The organism is Dactylosporangium sucinum, from assembly GCF_014647515.1.
GTDB classification, from domain to species: domain Bacteria; phylum Actinomycetota; class Actinomycetes; order Mycobacteriales; family Micromonosporaceae; genus Dactylosporangium; species Dactylosporangium sucinum.
The window spans coordinates 38,439-62,414 of the sequence record NZ_BMPI01000017.1 but is presented as its reverse complement, the minus strand read 5'-3'; the positions used below and the strand labels follow the sequence as shown (position 1 = coordinate 62,414).

At 71.8% G+C, this 23,976-nt stretch carries 20 protein-coding genes and 1 riboswitch; of the genes, 6 read left to right on the top strand and 14 right to left on the bottom strand.

Features of this window, described 5'->3' with window-relative positions; genetic code table 11:
• Positions 1–463: 463 nt before the first annotated feature.
• The 3 genes from IEZ31_RS19095 to IEZ31_RS19085 all read right to left on the bottom strand — a co-directional run bounded on the left by IEZ31_RS19095 (position 464) and on the right by IEZ31_RS19085 (position 3,959).
• Positions 464–667 (bottom strand): cold-shock protein, encoded by a 204-nt coding sequence (locus tag IEZ31_RS19095; protein WP_190251253.1) that lies wholly within the window; start codon positions 665–667, stop codon positions 464–466.
• A gap of 270 nt (positions 668–937) precedes the next feature.
• The gene (gene paaN / locus IEZ31_RS19090; protein ID WP_190251252.1) at positions 938–2,608 is read right to left on the bottom strand and encodes a phenylacetic acid degradation protein PaaN; all 1,671 of its coding nucleotides are present in this window, start codon (positions 2,606–2,608) and stop codon (positions 938–940) included.
• Positions 2,609–2,702: 94 nt separating this feature from the next.
• Positions 2,703–3,959 carry an MFS transporter gene (locus IEZ31_RS19085; RefSeq protein ID WP_190251251.1) on the bottom strand — a complete coding sequence of 419 codons (1,257 nt, stop codon included), beginning with the start codon at positions 3,957–3,959 and terminating at the stop codon, positions 2,703–2,705.
• A 52-nt stretch (positions 3,960–4,011) separates the two neighbouring features.
• On the opposite strand from IEZ31_RS19085, the gene IEZ31_RS19080 reads away from it, so the two are divergent.
• A complete protein-coding gene (locus IEZ31_RS19080; protein ID WP_190251250.1) occupies positions 4,012–4,509 on the top strand; it encodes a winged helix-turn-helix domain-containing protein in 498 nt (165 codons plus the stop codon).
• Here the strand turns inward: IEZ31_RS19080 and IEZ31_RS19075 are convergent.
• Both IEZ31_RS19075 and thrC read right to left on the bottom strand, forming a co-directional pair.
• Positions 4,498–5,505: a GNAT family N-acetyltransferase gene (locus tag IEZ31_RS19075; RefSeq protein WP_190251249.1), complete on the bottom strand. Its 1,008-nt coding sequence runs from the start codon at positions 5,503–5,505 to the stop codon at positions 4,498–4,500. The two genes, IEZ31_RS19080 and IEZ31_RS19075, sit on opposite strands and share 12 nt — an antisense overlap.
• Positions 5,506–5,849: 344 nt before the next feature.
• Positions 5,850–7,124: a threonine synthase gene (gene thrC / locus IEZ31_RS19070; RefSeq protein WP_190251248.1), complete on the bottom strand. Its 1,275-nt coding sequence runs from the start codon at positions 7,122–7,124 to the stop codon at positions 5,850–5,852.
• Between the two features lie 11 nt (positions 7,125–7,135).
• Positions 7,136–7,263: riboswitch (SAM riboswitch) on the bottom strand.
• 86 nt (positions 7,264–7,349) lie between these two features.
• Here thrC and IEZ31_RS19065 point away from each other — a divergent pair.
• Positions 7,350–8,267, top strand: coding sequence for a glucosyl-3-phosphoglycerate synthase (locus IEZ31_RS19065; RefSeq protein WP_190251247.1), 918 nt, complete (start codon positions 7,350–7,352; stop codon positions 8,265–8,267).
• Here the strand turns inward: IEZ31_RS19065 and IEZ31_RS19060 are convergent.
• The 3 genes from IEZ31_RS19060 to IEZ31_RS19050 all read right to left on the bottom strand — a co-directional run bounded on the left by IEZ31_RS19060 (position 8,258) and on the right by IEZ31_RS19050 (position 12,776).
• Positions 8,258–8,749 carry a hypothetical protein gene (locus tag IEZ31_RS19060; protein WP_190251246.1) on the bottom strand — a complete coding sequence of 164 codons (492 nt, stop codon included), beginning with the start codon at positions 8,747–8,749 and terminating at the stop codon, positions 8,258–8,260. The two genes, IEZ31_RS19065 and IEZ31_RS19060, sit on opposite strands and share 10 nt — an antisense overlap.
• Positions 8,750–9,204: 455 nt before the next feature.
• Positions 9,205–10,074 (bottom strand): ABC transporter permease, encoded by an 870-nt coding sequence (locus IEZ31_RS19055; RefSeq protein WP_190251245.1) that lies wholly within the window; start codon positions 10,072–10,074, stop codon positions 9,205–9,207.
• Positions 10,074–12,776 carry an alpha/beta fold hydrolase gene (locus IEZ31_RS19050; protein WP_190251244.1) on the bottom strand — a complete coding sequence of 901 codons (2,703 nt, stop codon included), beginning with the start codon at positions 12,774–12,776 and terminating at the stop codon, positions 10,074–10,076. The genes IEZ31_RS19055 and IEZ31_RS19050 overlap by 1 nt, the downstream gene beginning before the upstream one ends.
• A 77-nt stretch (positions 12,777–12,853) precedes the next feature.
• Here IEZ31_RS19050 and IEZ31_RS19045 point away from each other — a divergent pair, with 77 nt between their 5' ends.
• Positions 12,854–15,094, top strand: a complete 2,241-nt coding sequence (locus tag IEZ31_RS19045) for an AAA family ATPase (protein ID WP_229835492.1) — start codon at positions 12,854–12,856, stop codon at positions 15,092–15,094.
• Positions 15,095–15,110: 16 nt separating this feature from the next.
• Here the strand turns inward: IEZ31_RS19045 and IEZ31_RS19040 are convergent, their stop codons facing one another.
• Both IEZ31_RS19040 and IEZ31_RS19035 read right to left on the bottom strand, forming a co-directional pair.
• The gene (locus IEZ31_RS19040) at positions 15,111–15,458 is read right to left on the bottom strand and encodes a DUF3263 domain-containing protein (protein ID WP_190251242.1); all 348 of its coding nucleotides are present in this window, start codon (positions 15,456–15,458) and stop codon (positions 15,111–15,113) included.
• 73 nt (positions 15,459–15,531) lie between these two features.
• The gene (locus tag IEZ31_RS19035) at positions 15,532–16,317 is read right to left on the bottom strand and encodes a DeoR/GlpR family DNA-binding transcription regulator (RefSeq protein ID WP_190251241.1); all 786 of its coding nucleotides are present in this window, start codon (positions 16,315–16,317) and stop codon (positions 15,532–15,534) included.
• 187 nt (positions 16,318–16,504) lie between these two features.
• Here IEZ31_RS19035 and IEZ31_RS19030 point away from each other — a divergent pair, with 187 nt between their 5' ends.
• Positions 16,505–17,428: an ROK family protein gene (locus IEZ31_RS19030; protein ID WP_190251240.1), complete on the top strand. Its 924-nt coding sequence runs from the start codon at positions 16,505–16,507 to the stop codon at positions 17,426–17,428.
• Entirely contained in the window at positions 17,425–18,534 is a 1,110-nt protein-coding gene (nagA, locus tag IEZ31_RS19025; protein ID WP_190251239.1) for an N-acetylglucosamine-6-phosphate deacetylase, read from the top strand. The genes IEZ31_RS19030 and nagA overlap by 4 nt, the downstream gene beginning before the upstream one ends.
• Here nagA and IEZ31_RS19020 read toward each other — a convergent pair.
• From IEZ31_RS19020 to IEZ31_RS19010, 3 genes are all read right to left on the bottom strand, one after another.
• A complete protein-coding gene (locus tag IEZ31_RS19020; RefSeq protein WP_190251238.1) occupies positions 18,501–19,232 on the bottom strand; it encodes a phosphatase PAP2 family protein in 732 nt (243 codons plus the stop codon). The two genes, nagA and IEZ31_RS19020, sit on opposite strands and share 34 nt — an antisense overlap.
• 65 nt (positions 19,233–19,297) lie before the next feature.
• Complete coding sequence (locus IEZ31_RS19015; protein ID WP_190251237.1) at positions 19,298–20,506, bottom strand: trypsin-like serine peptidase; 1,209 nt, start codon at positions 20,504–20,506, stop codon at positions 19,298–19,300.
• 106 nt (positions 20,507–20,612) lie between these two features.
• Positions 20,613–22,445 carry an NAD-binding protein gene (locus IEZ31_RS19010; protein WP_229835490.1) on the bottom strand — a complete coding sequence of 611 codons (1,833 nt, stop codon included), beginning with the start codon at positions 22,443–22,445 and terminating at the stop codon, positions 20,613–20,615.
• 93 nt (positions 22,446–22,538) lie between these two features.
• On the opposite strand from IEZ31_RS19010, the gene IEZ31_RS19005 reads away from it, so the two are divergent.
• Positions 22,539–23,315 (top strand): hypothetical protein, encoded by a 777-nt coding sequence (locus IEZ31_RS19005; RefSeq protein ID WP_190251236.1) that lies wholly within the window; start codon positions 22,539–22,541, stop codon positions 23,313–23,315.
• Positions 23,316–23,410: 95 nt separating this feature from the next.
• Here IEZ31_RS19005 and IEZ31_RS19000 read toward each other — a convergent pair whose 3' ends face one another.
• The gene (locus IEZ31_RS19000) at positions 23,411–23,974 is read right to left on the bottom strand and encodes a DUF1684 domain-containing protein (RefSeq protein WP_190251235.1); all 564 of its coding nucleotides are present in this window, start codon (positions 23,972–23,974) and stop codon (positions 23,411–23,413) included.
• Between the last annotated feature and the right edge of the window lie 2 nt (positions 23,975–23,976).

Below are 23,976 nucleotides of genomic sequence, written 5' to 3'. Positions count from 1 at the left end.
CCGGCGGCTCACCGCCTGCTTTCGCACCTTCGGGGATCCACCGGATCCTCCGTTGGTCGGGCCGGAATAGCCCGCGACGACCAGCCTCTCGGTGTTTGCGCACCGGAGGACTGCACCGCCCCGACCGTTGGCACTCACCAGATGGGAGTGCCAACACCTTGTTTAGCACTCTGCCCCGTCGAGTGCAAGCAAAGCCCGGGTGACGCGGGAGGTGGCCGGCCACGCAGCGCGACGACCGGCCGGTCACGGAGCGCAACCGCCACAGGAGCCCCAAGAGCCGACAAAAAGGGCCGAGACGGGCCGACCAGGGCCGGATAAAGATCAGAAACGTCCCGAAGAAGCGACCAACGCGTTAATTCGGGCGAATGGCTCCGCTCACCCCGAATCGCCCCGGGAAAAGACGCAGGGCACCGATCCTCATCGATGAGGACGGTGCCCCGGCGGGGTGTTTGCGGACGTTTCGTCAGGCGAGGAGCCGGACCCCCTCAGCCTGGGGGCCCTTCTGACCCTGCGCGATCTCGAACTCGACGCGCTGTCCGTCTTCCAGCGACTTGTAGCCGTCCATCTGGATCGCGGAGAAGTGGACGAACACGTCCTGTCCCCCGTCGACCGCGATGAAGCCATAGCCCTTCTCGCTGTTGAACCACTTGACGGTGCCCTGTGCCACGGTGCACTTCCTCTACTTCGGTCCTTCTGCGTCACTCGGCTGGCTGTGGGGACCAGCCTGCGGATCTTCGGCCCAGCACGCCGGGTCCGGGGGTGGCACCGGCGAAGGACGACGACCGAAACGCACGGTACACGAGTTAAGGCAACCCCCGACAGGCCCAAATCGGACAGCAAGGTCACGAATCAAGCAGGTGGAAAAGGTCGCCGAGCATGCCTTCTCGGCAGTTTTCTTTGCCAAGTGAAGCATCGCCCGGCGACTACGTGTTGGTAACTAGACGTGGCGGCGGGACTGGACCACCCGGAACCGGTTGGCCACGTACGCACCGTCCGTGAGCGCCGCATTGGCCGCTGGATTGGCCCCGCTGGCATGGAAGTCGGAAAACGCGGCCGACTGGTTCACGAAGACCCCACCGGTCAGGTTGACTGACAAATGCACGCCCGCGTCCAACGCCGCCTCTTCCATCGCGTCGAGCACATCCGGGGAAGTGGAATAGACCGAAGCGGTCAATGCGCCCTTCCGGCCGACGGTGGCCGCGAAGATCCGCAAACTGCCCGCAGTGGAATCGGTGGCGACAACGAACGAAATGGGGCCGAACCACTCGGTGCCATACGTCTCGGCATCGTCCGCACCGAGTTTCCGGATGAGTGGTGTACGGACCGTGGCGCCTTCGTACGCCGGGTGTGAAACGTCTGAGGATTCGAGCACCGGCGCACCGACGCGGGACGCTTTCTCAATGCGGGAGAGAACGTTGTCGTTCACGATCGCGCCGGTGAGTTCGACGCCGCGGGCCGGGTCCTGCGTGAGCTTCCCGACCGCCCCCGCAATGCCGGCCGCCACCTCGTCGAGGCTCTTGTGCCCCTCGTCGGTCGCGATACCGGCCAACGGCACGAGGATGTTCTGCGGTGTCGTGCACATCTGCCCGGAGTACAGGACGAGCGAGAAACCGATGTTGCGGCACATCCCGGCGAAATCGTCGGTCGAGTCCACCACGATGGTGTTGACGCCGGCCTTCTCGGTGTAGACGGCGGCCTGCCGCGCGTTGCCCTCCAGCCAGTCACCGAACTCGGTCGAGCCGGTGAAGTCGATGATGCGCACCTCGGGGCGCAGGGCGAGCGTCTTGGCCAGGCCCTCGCCGGGCGCCTCGGCGGCGAGCACGACCAGGTTGGGGTCGAAGCCGGCCTCCGCGAGCACCTCACGGGCGATCTTCACGGTGATGGCGAGCGGCAGCACGGCGCGCGGGTGCGGCTTGACGACGACCGGGTTGCCGGTGGCCAGGGAGGCGAAGAAGCCCGGGTACGAGTTCCAGGTCGGGAACGTGTTGCAGCCGATGACGAGGGCGATGCCCCGCGGCACCACATGGAATGTCTTGCTCATGTGCAGCGTCTGGCCCTTGCCCGCCGGCTTCTCCCAGTCGGCCGTGGCGGGCGTGCGGGTCATCTCGCGGTACGCGTAGGCGATAGCTTCCAGGGCACGGTCGAACGCGTGCGGGGCGCCGGCCTGGAAGGCCATGACGAAGGCCTGGCCGGTGGTGGCGTGCACCGCGTTGGCCAGCTCGAACGAGGCGGCGTGCAGGCGGGTGAGGATCTCCAGGCAGACGCCGGTGCGGGTCTGCGGGCCGGCCGCGCGCCAGGCGGGCATCGCCGCGGCCATGGCGTCGAGGAAGGAAAGGTCGAGGTGGGGGTATCGCACGTCGAGCGCGATGCCGAACGGGGACGTCTCGGTCGCGACCCAGTCGGTCACGCCGGGCTGGTCCTTGAGGGGGAAGTCGGCGCCGAGGTAGGCCCGGAACGCCGCCTCGCCGTCGGCCGCCGCGGTCTCGCCGTAGACGCGGGGACTGGGCGACTCGGGGAACGCGGACCAGTACGACCGCTCGGCGATCGCGGTCAGCGCCCGCTCCAGCGTGTCGGTGTGCCTGGTGAACATGGGGTGTGAGTTCTCCATGCCGCCATCCTGCCACCGGGAGAGCGCCGATCTTGCGGTTGTGTCGAGCTTCAGCGACTGGAGGCGGCACCGCCCGGCACAACCACAAGATCGGCTATTTCCGCACCGCCTCCGTGCCCGCGGAGACGGCGGGAGTCAGTTCCCGCATCGAACGCAAGGGTGACACGAGAATGGGGACGACGGCGACCAACCCGGCGGCCGAGGCGACCCAGAGCGCCTCGTGCACGCCGATCACCGAGGCGAGCACGCCACCGGCCAGGCCGCCGAGCGGGAGCGTGCCCCAGACGATGAACCGCATCGTCGCGTTCATCCGGCCGAGCAGGGCGTCGGGGGTGATGCCCTGCCGGAAGCTCACCTGGTTGACGTTGTAGACGATCACCCCGATGCCGTAGACGACGCTGCCGGCCGCGGCCAGCCAGAGTCGCCAGCCCGGCGCCGCGAGCGGGACGAGCAGGCCGCCGAGGCCGCCGACCAGGATGCCGAGCCAGATCGCCGGACCCGCGCCGACCAGCTGGGTGATCGGGCGGACCAGGAAGGCACCCGCCAGCGCGCCGAGGCCGCCGACCGTGAAGAACAGGCCGATGAGGGCCGGCGACAGGGCCAGCTCACGGGCGAGGAACACGACCAGGGTCGCCTGGACGATGGCGCCGAAGAAGTTGGAGGTGCCGGTGCAGGCCGCGATGGCCCGCAGCAGCCGGTTGCCGACGACGAACCGCAGCCCCTCGAGGATCTCGCGGCCGAGGTGCGCGTCGGGGCGCCGCTCCGGCCGATCCTCGATCCGGCGGATCCGGCCCAGGAAGAGCGCCGAGACCAGGTAGCTGACCGCGTCGAGCAGCATCGCGACCGGCGCGCCGACCGCCTTGACGAGCAGGCCGGCCACGGTCGGGCCGCCGATCTGCGCGGTGGAGCGCACGAGCTCGAGCCGGGAGTTGCCCTCGACCAGGCGCTCCTTGCCGACCAGGAACGGCAGGTAGCTCTGATACGAAACATCGAAGAAGACCGTGCAGACGCCGGCGAGCAGGCCCACGAGGTACAACTGGGGCATCGAAAGGGCGTCGAGCCACCAGGCGATCGGGACCGAGACCAGCAGCAACGCCCGCAGCAGGTCGGCCACGACCATCGCGCCGCGCCGCCGCAGCCGGTCGACCAGGGCGCCCGCCGGCAGGCCCACGAGCAGGAACGCCGCGGTCTCGGCGGCGGTGAGCACGCCCACCTCCAGCGGCGAGGCGTGCAGGGTGAGCACCGCGACAAGTGGCAGCGCCAGCACGCTCACCTGGGTGCCGACCTGACTGATCGTGTCGGCGGTGAACAGCTGGCGAAAATCATGGTCCCGCAGCAGTCCGGCCCTCACGAGCCCACTGTCGGCGACTGATTGGGAAAAGTCAATCGGTAAGATTTACGCCGTGGGCAGACAACTGCGGCCGGCCACGGAGGCCGAGGCCAAGGCGCTCGCGTCGGCGACGCGGCTGCGCATCATCCGGGTCTGCCTGGACCGCGCCCTGACCAACAAGGAGATCGCGCACCGGCTCGATCTCAACCCGGCCACCGCGCTGCACCACGTGCGCACGCTGGTCGCGACCGGCTTCCTGGAGCCACAGGAGGAGCGGCGCGGCCCGCGCGGGTCGCGGGAGGTGCCCTACCTGTCGACGGGCAAGTCCTGGGATCTCGACATGGGCGGCGGCCACCAGGCGGTGCTCGAAGCGTTTCAGGAGGAGCTGGCGATCGCCGAGCAGCCCGCACGGTTCGCCCGGCTGGGGCTGCGGCTCACCGAGGAGGAGTGGGAGGAGCTGCACGACCGCTTCGTCGACCTGCTCGACGAGTACGCGGCCCGGGACCGCAAGGGTCCGGGCCGGCCGTATTCGATCTTCCTGGCCCTCTACGAGGACCGCTCACGCGATTGAGCCCTGCCAGTTCGCCCACAGCTCGCGCCGCTGGAACCCCATCGCCTCGTTGATCGCGATCATGTGCGAGTTGACCTCGGCGTTGAACGTGTCGATCACGCGGACGGCCGGCGCTTCTTCGCGCAGGTAGCGAAGATTCTCGACCTTCGTTATCGCGCCGAGCCGATGACCGCGGTGCTGCGGGTGCACCAGCGTGATCTGCTGCCAGGCGTGCCAGTCGACGGTCTTCGACTTCCGGATCGCGCTCCAGGCGACGAGGCGGCCGCTCGCGTCGTGGATCACGCCCGTGTTGTAGGTGCGCTTGCCGTGCCGTGATCGAACCTCTTCGTTCTGCCGGACCCGGTTGGCGTCGAGCTTCTCGGCCTCGTAGTCGAGGTCGCCCATCGGCGTCTCGTCGATGAACGAGCTGTCCAGCGCGGCCACGTCCGCGAGCAGCTCGTCGGGCGTGCGGTCGCCCCACCGCACCACGGAGTAGCCGGCGGCCTTGGCCAGGCCCTCGGCGTACAGCCGGTCGAGCACCGCCTCGTCCACGGTCGACAGGTCGAGACGGCGGCGGACATCGGTCAGCTTCGACTCAAGGCCCAGCGCCTGGGCGAAGCCCTCCGCGTGGAAGGTGCTGAAGCCGAGGGCCGACCGGCGGCCCTGCTCGCGGGCGAACGCCGCCGCGTGCGCGTAGAGGGCGCGGCCGACGCCCAGGCGCCGCGCCGCGGGCACCACGGAGACGTCGAACATCGCCTTGTCGAGGTTGTCCCAGAGCGGCAGGTCGACCACCACCGCGCCGACGGGCACGCCGTCGCGGTGGCCGAGGAAGGTGTGCCGCGCCAGGCCGGGCATCGGCACCAGCAGGCGCTGGTCGTGCTCGTAGCGACAGCTCGGCGGGAGCTCGGGATAGTCCGCGAGCATCGCCTCGTTGCCCACCTGGAACGCCGCGTCGACCGCCGCCGGATCATCGGCGCGCACCTCGACGATCTCGAGCGTGGAGAGGTCCTGGGTCATTGGGCCAGCCTGACCGACCGTTCATCGACCGGCAACAAATTTTCCCGCCGATGCGGCCCTGGCCAGGAAATGGTCGAGAGGACGCTCGCCAACACCTCCGGTGTTGTGGTCGCGGACTTTGGGGCCAGGGCCCGGGTCTCGCGGCGACACGTCCTCCCGCACCGAGCATCCTGGACCCCCCGAGAAAGGGCGTCAAGTCCCTCGCGCAGCGGACCGCGCGAGAGTGATCACGCTGCGTTGCGACCGGATCCTCCGATCGGACGAGCGCGCCCTCGTCCAAGCGTGGAAGCGCTCTCTCTCCGTGAACGGACAGTAGCGAAATCACCCCTGGGTGGGCGGAAAAATCATCCCAGCAGCCCGGCCTCGCGGGCCGACTTCAGCGAGGGCTTGACGCGGTGCGTGAAGCCCACCCGGTCGGCAACGGCATCGAGGGTCTTCAGTCCGTCGCCGGTGTTGAAGACGACGGTCTCGGCGGCCGGGTCGAGCTTGCCGGTCTGGACGAGCTTCTGCAGTACCGCCGTGGTCACACCGCCCGCGGTCTCGGCGAAGACGCCCGTCGTGCGAGCCAGCAGCTGGATGCCGGCGCGGATCTCGTCGTCGTCGGCGTACTCCATCCAGCCGCCCGTGCGGCGCACCGACTCCAGCGCGTAGACGCCCGCGGCCGGGTCGCCGATGTTCAGCGACTTCGCGATGCCCGTCGGCTTGACCGGGACAATCTCGTCGACGCCCTTGTGCAGCGCCGTCGCGATGGGGTTGCAGCCGGCCGACTGCGCGCCGAACACCTTCCACTCGGTCGGCGGCACCAGCCCGATCTCGACCAGCTCGCTGAATGCCTTGTCGACCTTGGTGAGCAGCTCGCCGCTGGCCATCGGGATGACCACCTGGGCCGGGATGCGCCAGCCGAGCTGCTCGGCCACCTCATACCCGAGCGTCTTGGAGCCCTCGGCGTAGAACGGGCGGACGTTGACGTTGACGAACGCCGTGTCCTCGAACTCGTCGGTCTCGGTGAGCTCCGAGCAGAGCCGGTTGACCTCGTCGTAGGAGCCCTCGATCGCGACCACCTCGCCGCCGTACACCGCGGTCATGAGAACCTTGCCGGGCTCCAGGTCGGCCGGGATGAACACGGTCGAGCGGACGCCGGCGCGGGCCGCGTGCGCGGCGACCGAGTTGGCGAGGTTGCCGGTAGATGCGCAGGAGTAGCGCGTAAAGCCCAGCGCCTTGGCCGCGGTCAGCGCGACCGAGACGACGCGGTCCTTGAACGAGTGGGTCGGGTTGGCCGAGTCGTCCTTGACCCACAGCGGGGCGGTGAAGCCGAGCTCGGCGCCCAGAACGTCGGCCTTGACCAGCGGGGTGAGCCCCGGGTCGAGCGTCACGCGGCCGGCCGGGTCCTTGCCCACCGGCAGCAGCGGCGCGTAGCGCCAGATGTTCTTCGGCCCCGCCTCGATCTCCGCCCGGGTGACCTTGGCCAGCGCCGCGGCGTCGTAGCCCACCTCGAGCGGGCCGAAACACTCGTAACAGGCGTGCTGCGCGGCGAGCGGGAACGTGGCGCCACAGCCCCGGCACACGAGGTGGCGGGCGGGCGAGCCGGCTTCGGTGAAGACGCTGAGCGTCGACGTCATGCGAGGATTTCCTCTCATCTTTCCCGGGTCTCACCGGGACGGAATTGGCACCTACCGCGCGCGACTCGTCATCGAGTCGTCCGCGCAGGGGTTGCCGGGGCTTCATCGGGCCGTATCCCTCTGCCCCTCTGGATGAGGTATGCAGTTGTAGCTTCAGTGTAAGGGGCACCACGGCACCCGCTGTATGAGTCATCTCACGACATGGACCTGACTACGGTTTCATTCATGCACCCTTCCGCGGCCGCCTGGTTCGCCGCCCGCACCGCCTCCTGGCTGGACTTCTCCCTCGCCTCGCTGGCCGCGGCGAAGGGCGGGGCCCGCGTCTCGGTGGTCCTGCCGGCGCTCGACGAGGAGCCGACCGTCGGCGAGATCGTCACCGGCGTGCTCACCCTCGGCTCACTCGTGGACGAGGTCGTCGTGGTCGACTCGGGCTCCGTGGACCGCACGGCCGAGGTGGCCGCCGCGGCCGGCGCCGTCGTGCACCACCGCGACGACATCCTGCCGTGGACCGGCTCGCGGCCTGGCAAGGGCGAGGTCCTGTGGAAGGCCCTGGCGGTCACGACGGGGGACATCCTGGTGTACGTCGACGCCGACCTGACCGACTTCCGACCCCACTTCGTGACCGGCCTGCTGGGGCCGCTGTTCGCCGACCCGTCAACGCTGATGGTGAAGGCGTTCTATGACCGGCCATTGTTGGACGTCTCGGCCTCCGGCGGCGGGCGGGTCACCGAGCTGGCCGCGCGCCCGCTGCTGAACGCCTACTTCCCGGAGCTGGCGGGGGTCGTGCAGCCGCTCGCGGGCGAGTACGCGGCTCGGCGGTCGCTGCTGGAGCGCCTGCCGTTCGCGTACGGCTACGGCGTCGAGACCGGGCTGCTCATCGACACGTATCGCACTGCCGGGCTGTCCGCGCTGGCCCAGGTCGACCTGGGTCAGCGCACGCACGGCCACCAGGACACGGCGGCGCTGGGCCGGATGGCGGCGACGATCGTCCACACGATCAACGATCGCGTGGCACCCGCGCACAAGCTGTGGCCGACGTTGACGCAGTTCCGGCGCGATGGAGAAGGTGTTGTACCGCACGTGACCGACGTGTCGCTCCCGGACCGCCCACCGATGGTGACCGTCGACGGCTATCAGGCGTAGTGCTCTTCGGCGCTGTCTTCGGCGGGGGTGAATCGCCAGAGATTCACGGTCGTCATGCCGGCCCCGAGCACGGCGACCATCAATGCGCCGATCTCGGCCGTGAGCAGCCATCCGGGCGTGTCGATAATGGCGGCGGGCTCGTCCCCGGTGAGCGCTCCGACCGCGAGCGCGGCGGCGACGAGCAGGAGCAGAACCAGGATGAGCACGGCGGCGACCCGCAGCATCCAGTGCCCGATACGCCCACCGACGGCCGCGAGGATGGCGCTGCCGCCGGAGATCACCGCTCCGAACCCGGCGGCGATGGCTCCGATGAGGGTGAAGACCTGGGCGGTGAGGGCTTCGGCGGGCCCGTTGATGGCGTTGGCATGCTCGGCGTACGTGGTCCACTCTGCGGCGTGGGCCTGGTCGTAGTAGAGCGCACCGGCGAGGCCGGCGAGGCCGAGCACCAGGAGCGACGCGCCGCTGAGGGCCGAGATCCGCATGGACGGGCACCTTACCGCCCGGTAACCGCTCCGTCCCGCCACCCCCGCCGCCCACCTCGCCGCCGCCCACCACCACCCCCGCCGCGCACCGCGCACCGCCCGCGCACCGTCCGCGCACCGCGCACCGCCGAGCACCGCCGCGATCTTGGAGTTGTGGTCCCGGATATTTGCTACATGTCGGACAAATTCGGGACCACAAGTCCAAGATCGCGGGCGGGAGCGGAGGCGGGCGGCGAGAGCGGGGGCGGGCGGCGAGAGCTACCGCGGCCGAGAGTCCAGGCAGGCGGCGAGAGCGACCGCGGCGGGGAGTGGAGGTGGGTGAGGAATGGAGGTGCCTGCCGCCCGACGCCGAGTGGGCGGCAGGCGGCGGGCGGCGACGGTCACGGCGGGCGGGGAGTGACGGGCACCGCGCGACACACGACGGGCACCGCGCGACGGGCGACGAGCGACGAGCGTTAGCTGACCACGTCCTTGCGGAGGAAGCGCCACCACGCCAGCGAGAAGAACACCGTCGCGTACGCCAGCGCCGCGATGCTCCCCTTCACCAGGTCGTCGGTCTGCATCGGCGTCGACAGCAGGCCCAGCCAGGCGTCGTTGTAATGCGTCGGCAGGACGCTGCGCAGGCTGCCCAGCGCGGTGATCTGGTCCAGGATGTTCGACAGGATCTGGAGGAGCACCGCGCCGCCCACGGCGCCCAGCGGGGCGTCCGTCAGGACCGACAGCAGGAAGGCCAGGGAGGCGACGACCAGGAGGGAGATGCAGAGGTACCCGACGATCTCCAGCAGGCGCAGGACCGTCTGGCCGCCGGTGATCTCGCCGCCGATCGGGCCGCTCAGCGGGGACCAACCGTAGCGGAGCGTGCCGGCCAGCAGCGCCGTGCCCACCAGGGTCAAGATTGCCAACAGGCTGTACAGCAGGGCCACCGTCACCTTGACGCCCAGCAGGCGGGCGCGCGGGACCGGCATCGCCAAGAGGTACCGGAGGCTTCCCCAGCTTGCCTCGCTCGCCACCGTGTCGCCGCAGAACAGCGCCACCACGACCACCAGCAGGAAGCCGGCCGAGACCAGCAGGGTGAACAGGGTGAAGTTCGGGCCGCCCGAGGTGGCCAGCTCGGACAGGCGGGCGAACTCGCCGCCACCGCCGCCGTCGTCGCCGTTGCCGCTGTCGAGCTGGAACGCCACCAGGATGATCAGCGGCAGCAGCACCATGAAGCCCAGTGCGAGCTGGGTGCGGCGGCGGGCCGCCTGGCGGCGGATCTCCGTCCACAGGGACAGGGTCGCGCCCGGGCGGTAGCCGACCGCGCCGCCCACCACGTCGGTCGTCATCAGCGCTCTCCGCTCGCCTTGGTGTCCCCGCCGACGAGCGACAGGAACGCGTCCTCCAACCGCCGGCGCGGGGTGACCCGGTCGATGCCGACCCCCGCCTGCACGAGTGCCGCGACCACCTCGGCGCGCGGCCGCCCGTCGATGTCGACCACCAGGCCGCGCCCGCCGGACCAGGCCACCGAGCGCACGCCGGTCAGCTCCTCCAGCACCTTCTCGGCGGCATCCACATCGGACACATCGAGCTGGACGGTCGGCGAGTCGCCGACGATGTCGTCGACGGGGCCGGCCGCGACGACCTCGCCCTTGTGCATGACGACGACGTCGGTGCAGGTCTGCTCGACCTCGGCGAGCAGGTGGCTGGAGACCAGCACGGCCCGGCCGCCGGTCGCATACCGGCGCAGCACCTTGCGCATCTCGGCGATCTGCGGCGGGTCGAGCCCGTCCGTCGGCTCGTCGAGCACCAGCAGCTCGGGCAGGCCGAGCATGGCCTGGGCGATGGCCAGGCGCTGCTTCATGCCGTGGCTGTAGGTCTTGACCCGGCGGGTGACGGCGGTGCCGAGGCCGGCGATGTCATACGCCTCCTCGAAGTGCGCGTCCTCGAGCGGGCGGCCGGTCGCCTTCCAGTACAGCTCCAGGTTTTGCGCGCCGGTGAGGTGCGGCAGGAAGCCCGGCCCCTCGACGAGCGCGCCGACCCGGGAAAGCACCGGGGCACCGGGCAGCAGCCGGTGGCCGAAGACCAGGATCTCGCCCGCGGTCGGGCGGGTCAGGCCCATCAGCACCCGCAGCGACGTGGTCTTGCCGGCGCCGTTCGGGCCGAGCAGGCCGACCACCTGCCCGCGCTGGACGGTGAAGTCCACCTTGGACACGGCCACGAAGTCGGCGTACTCCTTGCGCAGCCCGCGCACGACCAGCGGGGTGTCGACGAGGTCGGCGTCGACGCTGCGGTCGATGCGCCGGGTCCGGCGGCGCGCGACCACCAGGACGATCGCCAGCCCGAGCAGGATCGCGGCGATCAGCCCGGCCAGCACGTACCGCCAGATCACGTTCGGGTTGGCGATCGGCGTCCCGGCGATGGTGGGCAGCGTGACCGCACCGTCGACGGCGACCTGGTAGACGGCCGGCTCGGGTGGCGACCAGTAGGCGGTGTCGGCCGTCGCGACGGTGACGCGCACCCGGCTGCCGGCCTCGAAGCGGTGCACGACCGCCGGCAGGGTCACCGTCACCGGCTGGGCGTCGGCGAGGCTCTTGGGCAGGCCGGTGAGCCGGATCGGCGCGATGAGCCCGTCGGGGATCGACGCCGCGCCCTTGGCCGGCACGTCGTAGAGCTTGACGAACAGCACCGCCTCGCCGGTCTCCGACGCGGCCCGGATGCGGACCGTCGGGGCGCCGGCGGCGTCATACGCCTCGGTGAGCGGCGCCGAGACGAAGTCGGCGTGCTGGCCCGGGATCTCCGCCGAGACGCCCTCGTTGAGCAGGCTGGCGATGTTGGCGATCGGCAGCGACGAGATCGCCGCCGGGGTGCCGTCCGGCGGGTTGGCGATCGACTGCGGCGGGCCCTGCAGGTCGAACGACCGGCCGGTGCCGCCGAGGCCCGGGTAGTCGTCGACCGAGGACGCGCTGGTGACCAGCCCGCGGCCCTGCGCGTTGAGGCCGGACACCCGCGCGTAGGTGAAGCTGCCGGACGGCGCGTCGCCGTTGCCCTTCACGTAGTGGTCGAGCCACTGCGCCGTGAGGTACCGCAGGCGATCCACCTCCGACTGCGGACCCGTGCCCCCGTCGTGCCCGCCCGTGAACCAGGCGACGCGGACCGGCGTGCCGTTGGCGGCGATCCCGCGCGCGTTGGCGTCGCCCTCGCTCAGCGGGAACAGGGTGTCGACCTGGCCCTGGATCAGCAGCGTGGGCGCCTTGATCCGGTCGAGGACCGGCGCCGGGCTGGACTCCTTCAGCCGCGCGATCTCGCCCGGTCCGGCCTGCCCGCTCGTGGCGATCTTGAGGTACGCCTGGCAGATGTCCTTGGCGAAGCGCCCGCACTGCGGGTCGCCCGGGCTGCCCTGCGGTGCCGCGTTGAGCGGGTCGGCGCTGCCGTTGCCGAAGAACAGGCCGGCCCACTGCTTCTTGAACACGCCGTTGGGCAGGAACGCGGTCGACAGGTCGTTCCAGGTGATCATCGGCACGATCGCGTCGACGCGCTTGTCCTGGGCGGCGAGCAGCAGGGCGAGCGCGCCGCCGTAGGAGCCGCCGACCGCGGCCACCTTCGGGTCGCCGCCGTCCTTGGCGATGTCCGGGCGGGCCGCCAGCCAGTCGATCAGCCGCTGGGCGTCCTTGACCTCCCAGTCGGGGTGGTCGAGGTGGATCTCGCCGGTCGAGCGGCCGAAGCCCTGGGCGGTCCAGGTCAGCACCGCATACCCGAGATCGGCGAAGTCCTCGGCGTCGCCGCGCACGCTCTGCTTCGTGCCGCCGAAGCCGTGCGCGAGCAGGATCGCCGGGACAGGCTTGTCCGCGGTCGCCGACTTCGGCAGGTAGAGCGTGGTGTCGAGCTGGACCTCGGTGGCGTCGTCGGGCCCGGTGCGGACCGAGATGCGCTGCTCCGACGTCCGATAGCTGGCCGGCGAGGGCAGCGCCGCCCAGCCGACCAGGCCGGCCACCAGCACGGTGACCAGGGAGCCGGCGATGAGCTGGCGGCGGGTGACGCGCAATCGCATTGCTAAACGGTACGCATCGCATGTTGCGCGTCGGCGAATCCCTCAGGCCCTTCACAGCAACGGCTACGCTCGGGTGCGTGTCGGCGACCTTGACGCTCACTGCCAGCCTCCGCCCGGCCGCGCTCGACGCCCGCCGAGGCGTGGTCCGGCTGCACCCCGAGGTGCTCACCGCGCTCGGGCTGCGCCCGGGCGACCCGATCTCGCTCACCGGCCGCCGCGCGTCGGCGGGCATCGTCGCCGTCGCCGAGCCGGGCGCCAGCCGCGCCCTGCTCTACGCGGACGATCTGGTGCTCGGCAACCTCGGCCTGCGCGACGGCGGCCAGGTCACCGTGGCCGCCGCGCCGCTGCGGGCCGCGCAGACCGTGACGCTCGCCGGGCCGCCCGAGATCGTCGCCGTCGTCTCGCCCGAGATGCTGCGGCTCGCCCTGCTCGGCAAGGTCGTGACGGTCGGCGACAACGTCTCGCTGCTGCCGCAGGACGTCTCGCTCGGCACGCTGCCGACCGCCCCGGCCACCGCGACCGTCATGGTCGACCGGGGGCTGGTCGAGGCCGCCCGCAAGAGCCTGTCGAACACGGTCGGTTACGCCTGGACGAGCGCGCTGCTCACCGTCGTCGCCGCCGACCCCGGCCCGGGCGCCCTGGTGACCATGGACACGGCCGTCGGCTGGCAGCACGGCCAGCAGACCCACGCGCCGGGCTCGGTCGTGGCACCCACCGCCGCGTCCACGCCCGCCGGCCCCGCCGGTCCCGCCGTGAGCCTGGACGACCTGCCCGGGCTGCGGGCCCAGGCGGAACAGCTGATCGAGCTGCTCGACCTCGGCTTCCACCACGCCGAGGTGCTGTCGAAGCTGGGCACCACCATGTCGCTCGGCGTGCTCGTCACCGGCCCCGCCGGCTCCGGCAAGTCGGCCCTCGTCCACGCCGTCGCCGCGCAGGTCGAGGCCCAGGTCGTCGCGCTCTGGGCGCCGGAGATCGCGGCCCTGACCAACAACGACGCGGCCGCCCGGCTGCGCAAGGCCGCCGACGAGATGCGCGCCCCCGGCCCGGCCGTCCTGCTCATCTCCGACGTCGACGCGCTCGCCCCGCGCGACCAGCCCGGCCCGCTGTCGACGGTCTTCCGCCAGCTGCTCGGCGAGCTGATCCGCGAGGGCGAGGCCGTCGTCTGCACCACCAGCCGGCCCGAGTCGGTCGACCCAGCGCTGCACTCCCCCGAGCTGCTCGCACACGAGATCGCGCTGCCGCTGCCCGACGCGGCGCTGCGCCGCGAGCAGCTGGGCGTGCTGACCCGGGGCATGCCGCTGGACGACGACGTCAAGCTCGACGACGTGGCCGGGCGCACGCCCGGCTTCGTCGCCGCGGACCTCGCCGCGCTGGCCAGGGAGGCAGGTGTACGGGCAGCGCTGCGCCACCGCCGCGAGGGCGAGCCGCCGCGGGTCGTGATGGCCGACTTCGAGGCCGCCCTGGAGGTGGTCCGGCCGACCTCGATGGCGGAGTCGTCGCTGGAGCTGGCCAAGGTCACCCTCGACGACGTCGGCGACATGGTCGAGGTCAAGCAGACGCTCACCGAGTCGGTGCTGTGGCCCCTGTCGTACCCCGACGCCTTCTCCCGGCTGGGCATCGAACCGCCGCGCGGCGTGCTGCTCTACGGCCCGCCCGGCTGCGGCAAGACCTACCTCGTCAAGGCGATCGCCGGCACCGGCAAGGCCAACGTGCTCTCGGTGAAGGGCGCCGAGCTGCTCTCCAAGTGGGTCGGCGAGTCCGAGCGCGCGGTCCGCGAGCTGTTCCGCCGGGCCCGCGAGGCCGCGCCCACGCTCGTCTTCCTCGACGAGGTCGACGCGCTCGCCCCGCCCCGCGGCCAGGGCACCGACGGCGGCACGACCGACCGCGTGGTCGCCGCCCTGCTCACCGAGCTCGACGGCGTCGAGGCCCTGCGCAACGTGGTCGTCATCGGCGCGACCAACCGCCCCGACCTGGTCGACCCGGCCCTGCTGCGCCCGGGCCGCCTGGAGCGCCTGGTGTTCGTGCCGCCTCCGGACGCGGACGCACGCGCCGAGATCCTCCGGGCCGCGGCAAAGTCGGTGCCGCTGGCCGCGGACGTCGACCTGAAGACGCTGGCCGCGGACCTGGAGCGCTTCTCGGCGGCCGACTGCGCCGCCCTGGTCCGCGAGTCGGCCCTGGCCGCGATGCGCGAGTCCCTGGACGCGACCGAGGTGACGGCGGAGCACGTGGCCCTGGCCCGCGAGCGGGTCCGCCCGTCGCTCGACCCGGCCCAGGTCACGTGGCTCGCCAACTACGCCGAACAGCAGAAGGCCCGCTGAGCACGGCCTTGCGGACTCAGCGGCGACGGGCGCGGGAGACTCGCAGGCGGCGCAGCCGCTGGACCACGACCGGCTCGTGCGCCAGCGCCAGCGGGTTGTCGAGCAGGGCGTTGAGCAGCTGGTAGTAGCGGGTCGCGGACAGGCCGAACGTGTCGCGGATGGCCTGCTCCTTGGCGCCCGCCTGCCGCCACCAGCGCTTCTCGAAGGCCAGGATGCTCTTGCTCCGCTCGTCGAGCTCGGCCGGCTCCTCCTCGACCGCGAGGTCCGCGGCCGGCGCCGCCTCGGCCAGGTCGCCGTCGACGAAGTCGTCGGCGTCCTGCGGGGACGGCTGACCGGGGACGTGCGCGACTTCCTCGCGCTTCATCGCGAACTCCAGCGGGGTCGGGGGGTGGCTCCACCCTAACGGCCCGGCCCCACGATCGCGCCCCGCAGCGCGGTCAGGCGGTGACGATCTTCACGCCCGCCTCGGCGAAGGCGTTGAGCGTGTCCTGGGTGGCGTTGGAGTCCGTGACCAGGGTGTCGATGCGGTCGATCGGGCAGATGCGGGCGAACGCGTGGCCGCCCAGCTTGGAGCTGTCGGCGATGATCACCACGCGCCGGGCGCGGGCGACCATCAGGCTGTTCATCGCCGCCTCGCCCTCGTGATGGGCCGCGGCGCCCAGCGTCACGTCCAGCGCGTCGACGCCGAGCAGGGCGATGTCCAGGGTGACGTCGCGCAGGATGTTGCCGCCCAGCGGGCCGACCAGCTCGAACGACTGGGGGCGGACCACGCCGCCGGTCACCACGATCTTCATCCGCGAGCGGACGAGCAGCTCGTTGGCGATGTTCAGGGCGTTGGTGACCACCGTGAGCTGGGCGTCGTCCACGCCGCCGGTCAGCTCCGGACGCACCGCCAGGGCCCGGGCCACCTCCGTCGTGGTGGTGCCGCCGTTGAGCGCCACGACCATGCCGGGCGACACCAGCGCCGCGGCCGCCGCGCCGATCCGCTGCTTCTCCGGCGCGTGCTTGGCCGTCTTGTACCGCAGGGGCAGGTCGTACGACACGCCGTTGGCAACCGCGCCGCCGCGCGTGCGGGTGATCATCTGCTGCTGCGCCAGCTGGTCGAAGTCGCGGCGGATCGTGGCCTGCGACACGTCGAGGCGGTCGGCGGCGTCCTCGACGCTGATCCGTCCGCTGTCGGTGAGGATCTCCAGGAGCGCGTTCCAGCGCGCATAGCGGTCCACGGTGACCCTCCTTTGCGCGTACGGTGCGAGATGTGTGCACAATAATGCGCGAAACAGTGGGTAAACGCAAAGGCAACTGCTCGAACTAACCAAAGCGGGTACGGTTGCCAGCCGACCGGCCGGTGCGCAATGATGCGCGAACGAGCGGGGTTTGCTGCCGTAACGAACAGCCGAGGACGAAGAGCACATGACGCAGACCGTGATCGCCCTCGATGTCGGCGGCACCGGGATCAAGTGTGCGCTGGTCGGCTTGGACGGCACCGTCCAGCACGCCGAGCGGCACGCGACCGGGCGCGAGCGCGGCGCCGACGCGGTCGTCGCGACCATCCTCGACATCGCCGACGGGCTCGCCGCGACGGCGCGGGCCAAGGGCCTCGAACCGGTCGGGGCCGGCCTCGTGGTCCCAGGCGTGATCGACGAGGTCAACGGCGTCGCCGTCTGGGCCGCGAATGTCGGATTCCGCGATGTACCACTGAAAGCCAAGCTCGAAGAGCGCCTCGGCCTGCCGGCCGCCCTCGGCCACGACGTGCGCGCCGGCGGTCTCGCCGAGGCCCGGCTGGGCGCCGGCCGGGGCCACGACTACGTGCTCGTCATCCCGATCGGCACCGGCATCGCGGCCGCCAACGTCGTGCACGGGCAGGTGTACACGGGCGCGCACGGCGCCGCCGGCGAGATCGGCCACATCGTCGTGCGACCCGACGGCCCGCAGTGCCAGTGCGGCCAGCGGGGCTGCCTGGAGTCGATCGCCTCGGCGTCGGCGGTCGGCCGGCGGTACTCCGAGCAGGCTGGCCGACCGGCCACCGCCGAGGAGGTCGCCAAGCTGGCCGCCGACGGCGATCCGACCGCGGCCGCGGTCTGGCAGGAGACGATCGACGCCCTGGCCGACGGCCTGCTCGTCGGCATGGCGCTGTTCGACCCGGCGGTGATCGTGCTCGGCGGCGGGCTGGCCGAGGCCGGCGAGGCGCTGCTGGCCCCGCTGCGGGACGGCGTCCGGGCCCGGAAGACGTTCCACCGCGAGCCGGCGATCACCCGGGCGGCGCTCGGCGATGAGGCGGGCTGCCAGGGTGCGGCGCTGATAGCACTGGACAAGATGAACAGGAGCACGCGATGACGGTGGTGTCCGGGGTCCGGGTCGTGGCGGGTGACCGCGTCATCGACAACGGCTTCGTCCGGATAGAAGGGGACCGCATCGCCGAGGTGGACGCATCCGACAAATCGGAAAACGATGGCCACACCGTCGTCCCCGGATTCGTCGACATCCACGTCCACGGGGGCGGCGGCGCCACCTTCACCACCGGGGACCCGGTCGACGCGCGGAGGGCCGCGCGGTACCACCTCGGGCACGGCACCACGACCATGCTCGCCAGCCTGGTCACCTCGCCGCCCGAGCTGATGATGAGCGCCACCAAGGCGTTCGCGCCGCTGGTCGCCGAGGGGCTGCTGGCCGGCGTGCACTTCGAGGGGCCGTACCTCTCCCAGGCCCGCTGCGGCGCCCAGAACCCGGCGCACCTGCGCCACCCCTCCCTCGACGAGCTGAGCGCGCTCATCGAGGCGGGTGAGGGTGCGGTGCGCCTGGTGACCGTCGCCCCCGAGCTCCCCGGCGCGCTGGCGGCGATCCGGCTGCTGGTCGACCGGGGCGTGGTCGTCGCGCTCGGGCACACGGACGCGACCTGGGAGGAGACGCTCGCCGGCATCGAAGCCGGCGCCACCGTCGGCACGCACGTCTTCAACGGCATGCGCCCGCCGCACCACCGCCAGCCCGGCCCGGTGTTCGCGCTGCTCGGCGCCGCGACCGTGACCTGCGAGTTCGTCGCCGACGGGGTGCACCTGCACGACGGCACGCTGGCGTTCGCGGCGTCGGTGACCGGCCCCGGGCGGGCCGCGCTCATCACCGACGCGATGGCGGCGGCCGGCATGCCCGACGGCGAGTACGAGCTCGGCGGGCAGACCGTCGAGGTCGCCGGCGGCGTCGCCCGGCTCACCAAGGACGGCTCGATCGCCGGCAGCACGCTGACGATGGACAAGGCGTTGCGCCGGGCCGTCGGTGCCGGGCTGTCGCTGGTGGACGCCTCGCGGATGGCGAGCGGCACCCCGGCGGCGGCGATCGGGCTCGGCGACGAGCTGGGCACCCTGCGCGCGGGGCAGCGGGCCGACCTGGTCGTGCTCGACGAGGACCTGAACGTTCAGCGGGTGATGCGGGCCGGCGCCTGGGTCTGACCGGCGCCCGGTGCACCGAAGAACGGGACGCCCCAGCCCGCCCGGTCGATCCGGCCGAGCGGGACGGCGTCCCAGGGCACCCGCTGCAGCACGCGGTCGAGGAACAGGCCGAGCAGGATCGCGGCCAGCCCGTCGCTCAGCCAGTGGAAGCTGAGATACGTGGTGGTGAACAGCAGCACCACCGGGACCGTGTAGCGGATCGCGAGCACGAGCCCGGGCCGCAGCACGCCGGTGAGCAGGGCGGCGAGCACCCCATACCAGACGATGGCGTTGACCACGTGCCCGGACGGGTAGGACATCCCCTGCTCGGCGTGGAACAGCAGCTCGGGATGCGGGTCGGTGGGCTCGCTGGCGGCCAGCCGGTCGGTCCACAGCTTCAGCGGGCCGATCGTCACGTAGGTCAGCGCGAACGCCCCCACGACCAGCAGAAACGGCCGGACCGTGTGCCGCCGCCGGGCCATGACGAAGGCGGCGATCAGGGCCAGCGGGGTGAGCACCTGGCCGCCCTGGCCGAGCCGGTTGCACCAGCGCAGCGTGGTGTCGAGCCAGCCGGGGCGGTGCGCGTCGACGAGGTCCCGCACCGCGAGGTCCAGGTCGAGCAGCGGGGTGCGCCAGACCAGGGCGAGTGTCACGGCGGCGAAGCCGGCCAGCAGGACGGCGTCGAACCACCAGCCGGACGGGCGGACGGGGCGTAGCACGGCACCGACGGTACCCGAAAACGGAGCAGGGCCCGGGCGTCTGCCCAGGCCCTTCACAAAAGCTCTCAGACAAGTCCACGCAGCTGGGCCGCGATGCGGTCCATCCTGACGCCGGAGTTCGGGCAGCCGCCGAAGTGGTGCAGCGCGATCACCTTGTTGGTCTTGCGCGAGATCACCGGCGAGCCGGACGAGCCGCCGTCGGTGTCGCAGTAGTACGAGATGTCCGTGTCCCTGGCGTAGCCGTCGTACGCCGGGTTCGACACCGCGCAGTTGCCGTTGCGCTCGGTGTTGTCCTGCACGGTGATCACGGTCGGGGCGCCGCGCGGGTGCTGCGGGATGTACAGCTCCTCGCCGCGCACCGGCGCCCGGTCGTCGATCTGCAGGTAGCCGAAGCGCTGGATCGCGTCGAAGTTGCGCACGCTGAACAGCGTGTAGTCGAGGATGTCGTCGGTGGCGAGCACCTGGTCGCCCATGACCTTGGTCGGGCGCAGGACCGCGCCGCCCTCGCACCGGGCACACTCGTAGTTGAACCAGACCTCGGTGCTGCGCGCCTCGCGCGTCGAGGTGAGGCAGTGGGCGTTGGTCAGCATCCGGTTCTGCGAGCCGACCCGCCAGGCGGTGCACAGCTCGACGCCGTCGATGAGGATGCGGGCCACCGGCTTGGAGTTGGCGTACGCCACCGGGTCGGACGACTTGTAGCAGGCCGCGTTCTCGGTCTCGTTGCTCCGCCCGCAGATGCTCTCCTCGTGCGGCAGCCGCGCCTTCGCCTCCAGTGCGGCCGTCCGCTCGGCCGGGGTCTGGCCGCGGGCGATCCTGTCGACGGTGATGCCGAGGCCGGCCAGGCGCGACCTGATCCCGAGCGGGTCGCCGTCGGCCTTCTCGACGCTGACGACGGCCCGGTCGCCGGAGACCGACATCGACCAGTTGTCGAGGTTCTGCAGCTCGGCGGCGGTGTACGAGTAGTGCTCCGCCCCGCTCGCGTCGCTCACCCGGACCCGGTCGCCCGCGTCGAGCCGCAGCTGGGCGAAGTGCACCTTGACGTAGTCGGCGCCGGGGTAGGTGAACGTGCGGCTCGCGGCGCGCTCGATCGTGCCGCCGGTGACCGCCTCCAGCACGCCGGCGGTCTCGGCGCCGGGCTCGATCCGCTCCGGCCGGTCAGGGGCGGCGACTGAGGCCGGTCGTGCGGGGCCGAAGGTCGTCGCCGCCGCGACCCCCGCCCCGGTGATTGCGAGCAGGGTACAGACCCCTGCCGTCAACAACGCCCTACGCCGCATGCGCGCGTCCTCCCAAAGGTCTGCAGAAGGGAACGCCCGGACTGTTAGGGGTAAATCGGGCGATCCGCCCATTTAACGACCGACGACGCGGCGAGGCGCGCGGAACTCAGCGGGATCCGTCGACCGTCCCGCCGGTTTGCGCCAACAGGTTGCCGAGACCCGTCCGGGTGGTCACCACGGTGAGCAGATCGTCGGCACGCAGGACATATGTGGCCGGCGGGGCCCAGACCGTCTGGCGGCCCTCCTCGGTCGTGACCGAGAGCACCCGCACCTCGCCGACGTCCTGGGCGACCGCGACCGGGCGACCGTCGAGCTCCGAGGCGGCGATCACCGGTACCTCGGCGAGCAACAGGACCCGCCGGTCCACCGGGATCGTCCCGATCACCTCGCGCTCCAGCAACGCGGCCGCGAACGCCGGCGCCGCCAGGTAGGAGACGCTGCGCGACGCGGTGATGCCGAACGCCCGCTGCACCCGGGAGGCGAACCCGCCGTCGAACAGCCGCAGGATCACCCGCAGGTCGGGGTTCAGCTCCCGGCCCTCGATCGCCGCCTCCAGGTTGGCCTGGTCGTCGGTGGAGACGACAACCAGGGCGCGGCACGTGTCGACCGAGGCGGCGCGCAGCGTCTCGACGTTGCTCGCGTCGCCCACGATGAACGGCACGTTGCGCTCCCGGGCCGACTGCGCGCCGCGGGCGTTGTCGTCGCGGTCGATGGCCACGACCGGCACGCCCAGGTCGACGAACGAGTGCATGACCCGGGTGCCGACGTTGCCGAGCCCGACGACCACGACGTGGTCGGAGAGCGGCTCGCGGAGCCGGCCGAGCGCGATCGCCAGCCGCGCCTTGACGACGGCGTCGACCACGGCCGCGGTGATCACCGGGATCAGCGCAATGCTCACCAGGCTCAGCAGGGTCGTGACCAGCTTCTCCAGCCAGTGCGCCTGCAGGTCGGGGCTGGCCCCGATGAGCTCCGACAGCAGCGTCACGTAGGCGGCGTCCCACCAGCTGATGTGCCGGTGGTACGCGATGATCGCGGTGCCGGCCGCGAGCAGCCCGACCAGCAGCAGCGCGGTCACCCACAGCTTGCGGCTGATCAGGCTGCGCAGGGTGGCGAAGGGCCGGTGCCGCTGCCGGCGCAACCAGCGGCGCAGCCGGCCCCGGTTGCGCCGCGGCAGCTCGCCCCGCTCGTCGCGGGGCAGCACCGTGGCGGCCCGCTCGCCGGTCGCCACCGCCAGCACCAGGTCGGCGCGTTCCTGGTCGGCGGGCAGCAGGTCGGGCTCCCCCGCGCCGACCGTACGGGCCAGACCGCAGACGACGTCGTCGGCGCGCACCTCCGCCCGGCGGGCCACGAAGAGCGTGCGACCCGCGACCCGGACGTGCACCGGGGCGACCTCGCCCAGCGCCTCCGACACGAACGCGGGCGCCGCCATCTGCGCGTCCGACAGCACCCGCACGTCGGCGAAGTTGCGCCGGACCCGCTGGCCGAGGCGCAGGTTGAACATCCGGATGACCAGCCGCAGGCCGGGGTGGATCTCCTGGGCCTGCAGGGCCGCGTCGAGGTTGCCGATGTCGTCCTGCCGGACCAGGGCCAGCGCGTCGGCCGAGCCGAGCTCGGCCTTGCGGAATGCGTCGATGTCGGGCTTGTCGGCCTCGACGACCCGGCCGCCGTGGTCGGCCAGCAGCTGCGCGATCTCCGGCCCGTGCCGGCCGCGGACGCTGGGCATGATCGCGGTGACCTGCACGCCGTACTGCTGGATCAGCTCCGCGATCAGCCGGTGGGCCAGCGGGTCGTCGCCGCACACCACCACGCGCTTGGCCGGGGCGTGCACGACGTGCCGATGCTCCTGCCCGGGCGACTCGATCGACCACGGACGGGTGATCGCCTGGACCCGGGGCAACCCGCCGCGAAGCCGCCTCATCAGCCAAGACTCGGAGGTCACCGGGCGATCCTAGCGAAGATCACCAGTACCCGATGTCCCGCGACCTCGTTGAACCCGGCGATCGGATTTTGTCGACCAGATGGGTATTCGAGGATGAACACGTGGTTTCGCCGGGCGGTAGGCACCGCCGGTGTGGCCGGCGGCATGCTGCTGCTCGGCGCCGGTGTCGCACACGCGGCCGATGAAACGGCTTCCGGCCAGCTGGACGATCCACTCGTGCCCGGGGACCTGCAGCTCGACGCGCGCGGCTCCAACATCGACCTGCCGCTGAGCGAGTGGCTGCCGACGAACGGCCTGGCCCTGCCCCGCACGATGTCCAGCCGCCTGCCGAGCCTGCCCGCCCTGCCGACCGACGCCGTCGCGGTGAACAGCCTGAACACCGGCAAGAAGGAGGACTCGCTCGCCGCGCTGCCGCTCGTCGGCGGACTCCCGGTCGTCGGCAGCCTGCCGCTGGTGGGCAACGGCGGCCTGCCGGTGCGCGGCAACCTGCGGCCGGTGGACAACTACGCGATCCCGGTCGGCGGCGCGGGCACCGAGGCCGGCGGGCTGCCGATCGTCGGCGACGTCCCGCTGGGCGGCAGCGACGTGCTGAAGAACGACTCGGTCACCGGCATCCCGGTCATCGGCGGCATCGGCCCGACGCCCGGCGTGAGCACCACGGCCGTGGCCAACCGGCTCGTCCCGACGACCGGCGCCCTGCCGTACGCGGCCAGCCAGCTGCCGCTGGTCACCGAGAAGACCTACGCGCCGAAGCACGCGACCGAGTACAGCCCGCGCCACGCGCAGGACGAGGAGGCCCTGCCGGTCGTCGGCGGCCTTCCGCTGCTAGGCGGCGGCCAGCTGCCGCTGATCGGCAACCTCCTGGGCTGACCTCCTCCCCGTCGATCTTGCAGTTGTGGTGGCGACAAATCGGGGCATTCACGGAGTGTCCTGGCACCACAACTGCAAGATCGACGCATTTGGGGTCAGTGGTAGGTCATCTCCCCCGCGCGGATCGGGGCATCCAGGCGGTTCTCGTAGGGCGCCAGCGGGCAGGCCCAGGCGTCGTCGTAGGCGCAGCTCGGGTTGTACGCGTAGTTGAAGTCCAGCCGGACCCGGCCGTCGGGCAGCGGCTCGACGCCCCGGCCGTGGGTGCCCTTGACGGTGTCGGTGAGGTACCGCCCGGCGCCGTACGACTCGTGACCGCAGGTCGCGTCGCGGAACGGCAGGAACAGCCCGCCGCCGTAGGCCTGGAGCCAGAAGAGGGTCAGGCGGCCCCAGGGCGTCGGCAGGTGGGCGATGCGGGTGTACCGCAGCACGCCGTCCTCGCCTCCGGTCGCGATCTCCAGGGCGCCCTCAGCGGGCTCGGGACGTACGACCGTGACGAATGCCTGATCAACCGGGAAGTAGCGCAGCGGGCCGGGCGCCGCGGACTGGGCATGGGTCGCGAACAGGTCGTCGCGAAGGGCCCGGAACCCCGCCATGTCCACGTCGGACAGGTACATGGCGGCGACCCGGGCCCGGAAGTCGGCGAGGGAGAGAGCGTCCACGC

Excerpts from the sequence above, each read along its gene's own strand:
- paaN (WP_190251252.1), bottom strand. The coding sequence starts at position 2,608 with ATGGAGAACTCACACCCCATGTTCACCAGGCACACCGACACGCTGGAG.
- IEZ31_RS19075 (WP_190251249.1), bottom strand. The coding sequence starts at position 5,505 with ATGACCCAGGACCTCTCCACGCTCGAGATCGTCGAGGTGCGCGCCGAT.
- thrC (WP_190251248.1), bottom strand. The coding sequence starts at position 7,124 with ATGACGTCGACGCTCAGCGTCTTCACCGAAGCCGGCTCGCCCGCCCGC.
- IEZ31_RS19065 (WP_190251247.1), top strand. The coding sequence starts at position 7,350 with ATGCACCCTTCCGCGGCCGCCTGGTTCGCCGCCCGCACCGCCTCCTGG.
- IEZ31_RS19060 (WP_190251246.1), bottom strand. The coding sequence starts at position 8,749 with ATGCGGATCTCGGCCCTCAGCGGCGCGTCGCTCCTGGTGCTCGGCCTC.
- IEZ31_RS19055 (WP_190251245.1), bottom strand. The coding sequence starts at position 10,074 with ATGACGACCGACGTGGTGGGCGGCGCGGTCGGCTACCGCCCGGGCGCG.
- IEZ31_RS19050 (WP_190251244.1), bottom strand. The coding sequence starts at position 12,776 with ATGCGATTGCGCGTCACCCGCCGCCAGCTCATCGCCGGCTCCCTGGTC.
- IEZ31_RS19040 (WP_190251242.1), bottom strand. The coding sequence starts at position 15,458 with ATGAAGCGCGAGGAAGTCGCGCACGTCCCCGGTCAGCCGTCCCCGCAG.
- IEZ31_RS19030 (WP_190251240.1), top strand. The coding sequence starts at position 16,505 with ATGACGCAGACCGTGATCGCCCTCGATGTCGGCGGCACCGGGATCAAG.
- nagA (WP_190251239.1), top strand. The coding sequence starts at position 17,425 with ATGACGGTGGTGTCCGGGGTCCGGGTCGTGGCGGGTGACCGCGTCATC.
- IEZ31_RS19015 (WP_190251237.1), bottom strand. The coding sequence starts at position 20,506 with ATGCGGCGTAGGGCGTTGTTGACGGCAGGGGTCTGTACCCTGCTCGCA.
- IEZ31_RS19005 (WP_190251236.1), top strand. The coding sequence starts at position 22,539 with ATGAACACGTGGTTTCGCCGGGCGGTAGGCACCGCCGGTGTGGCCGGC.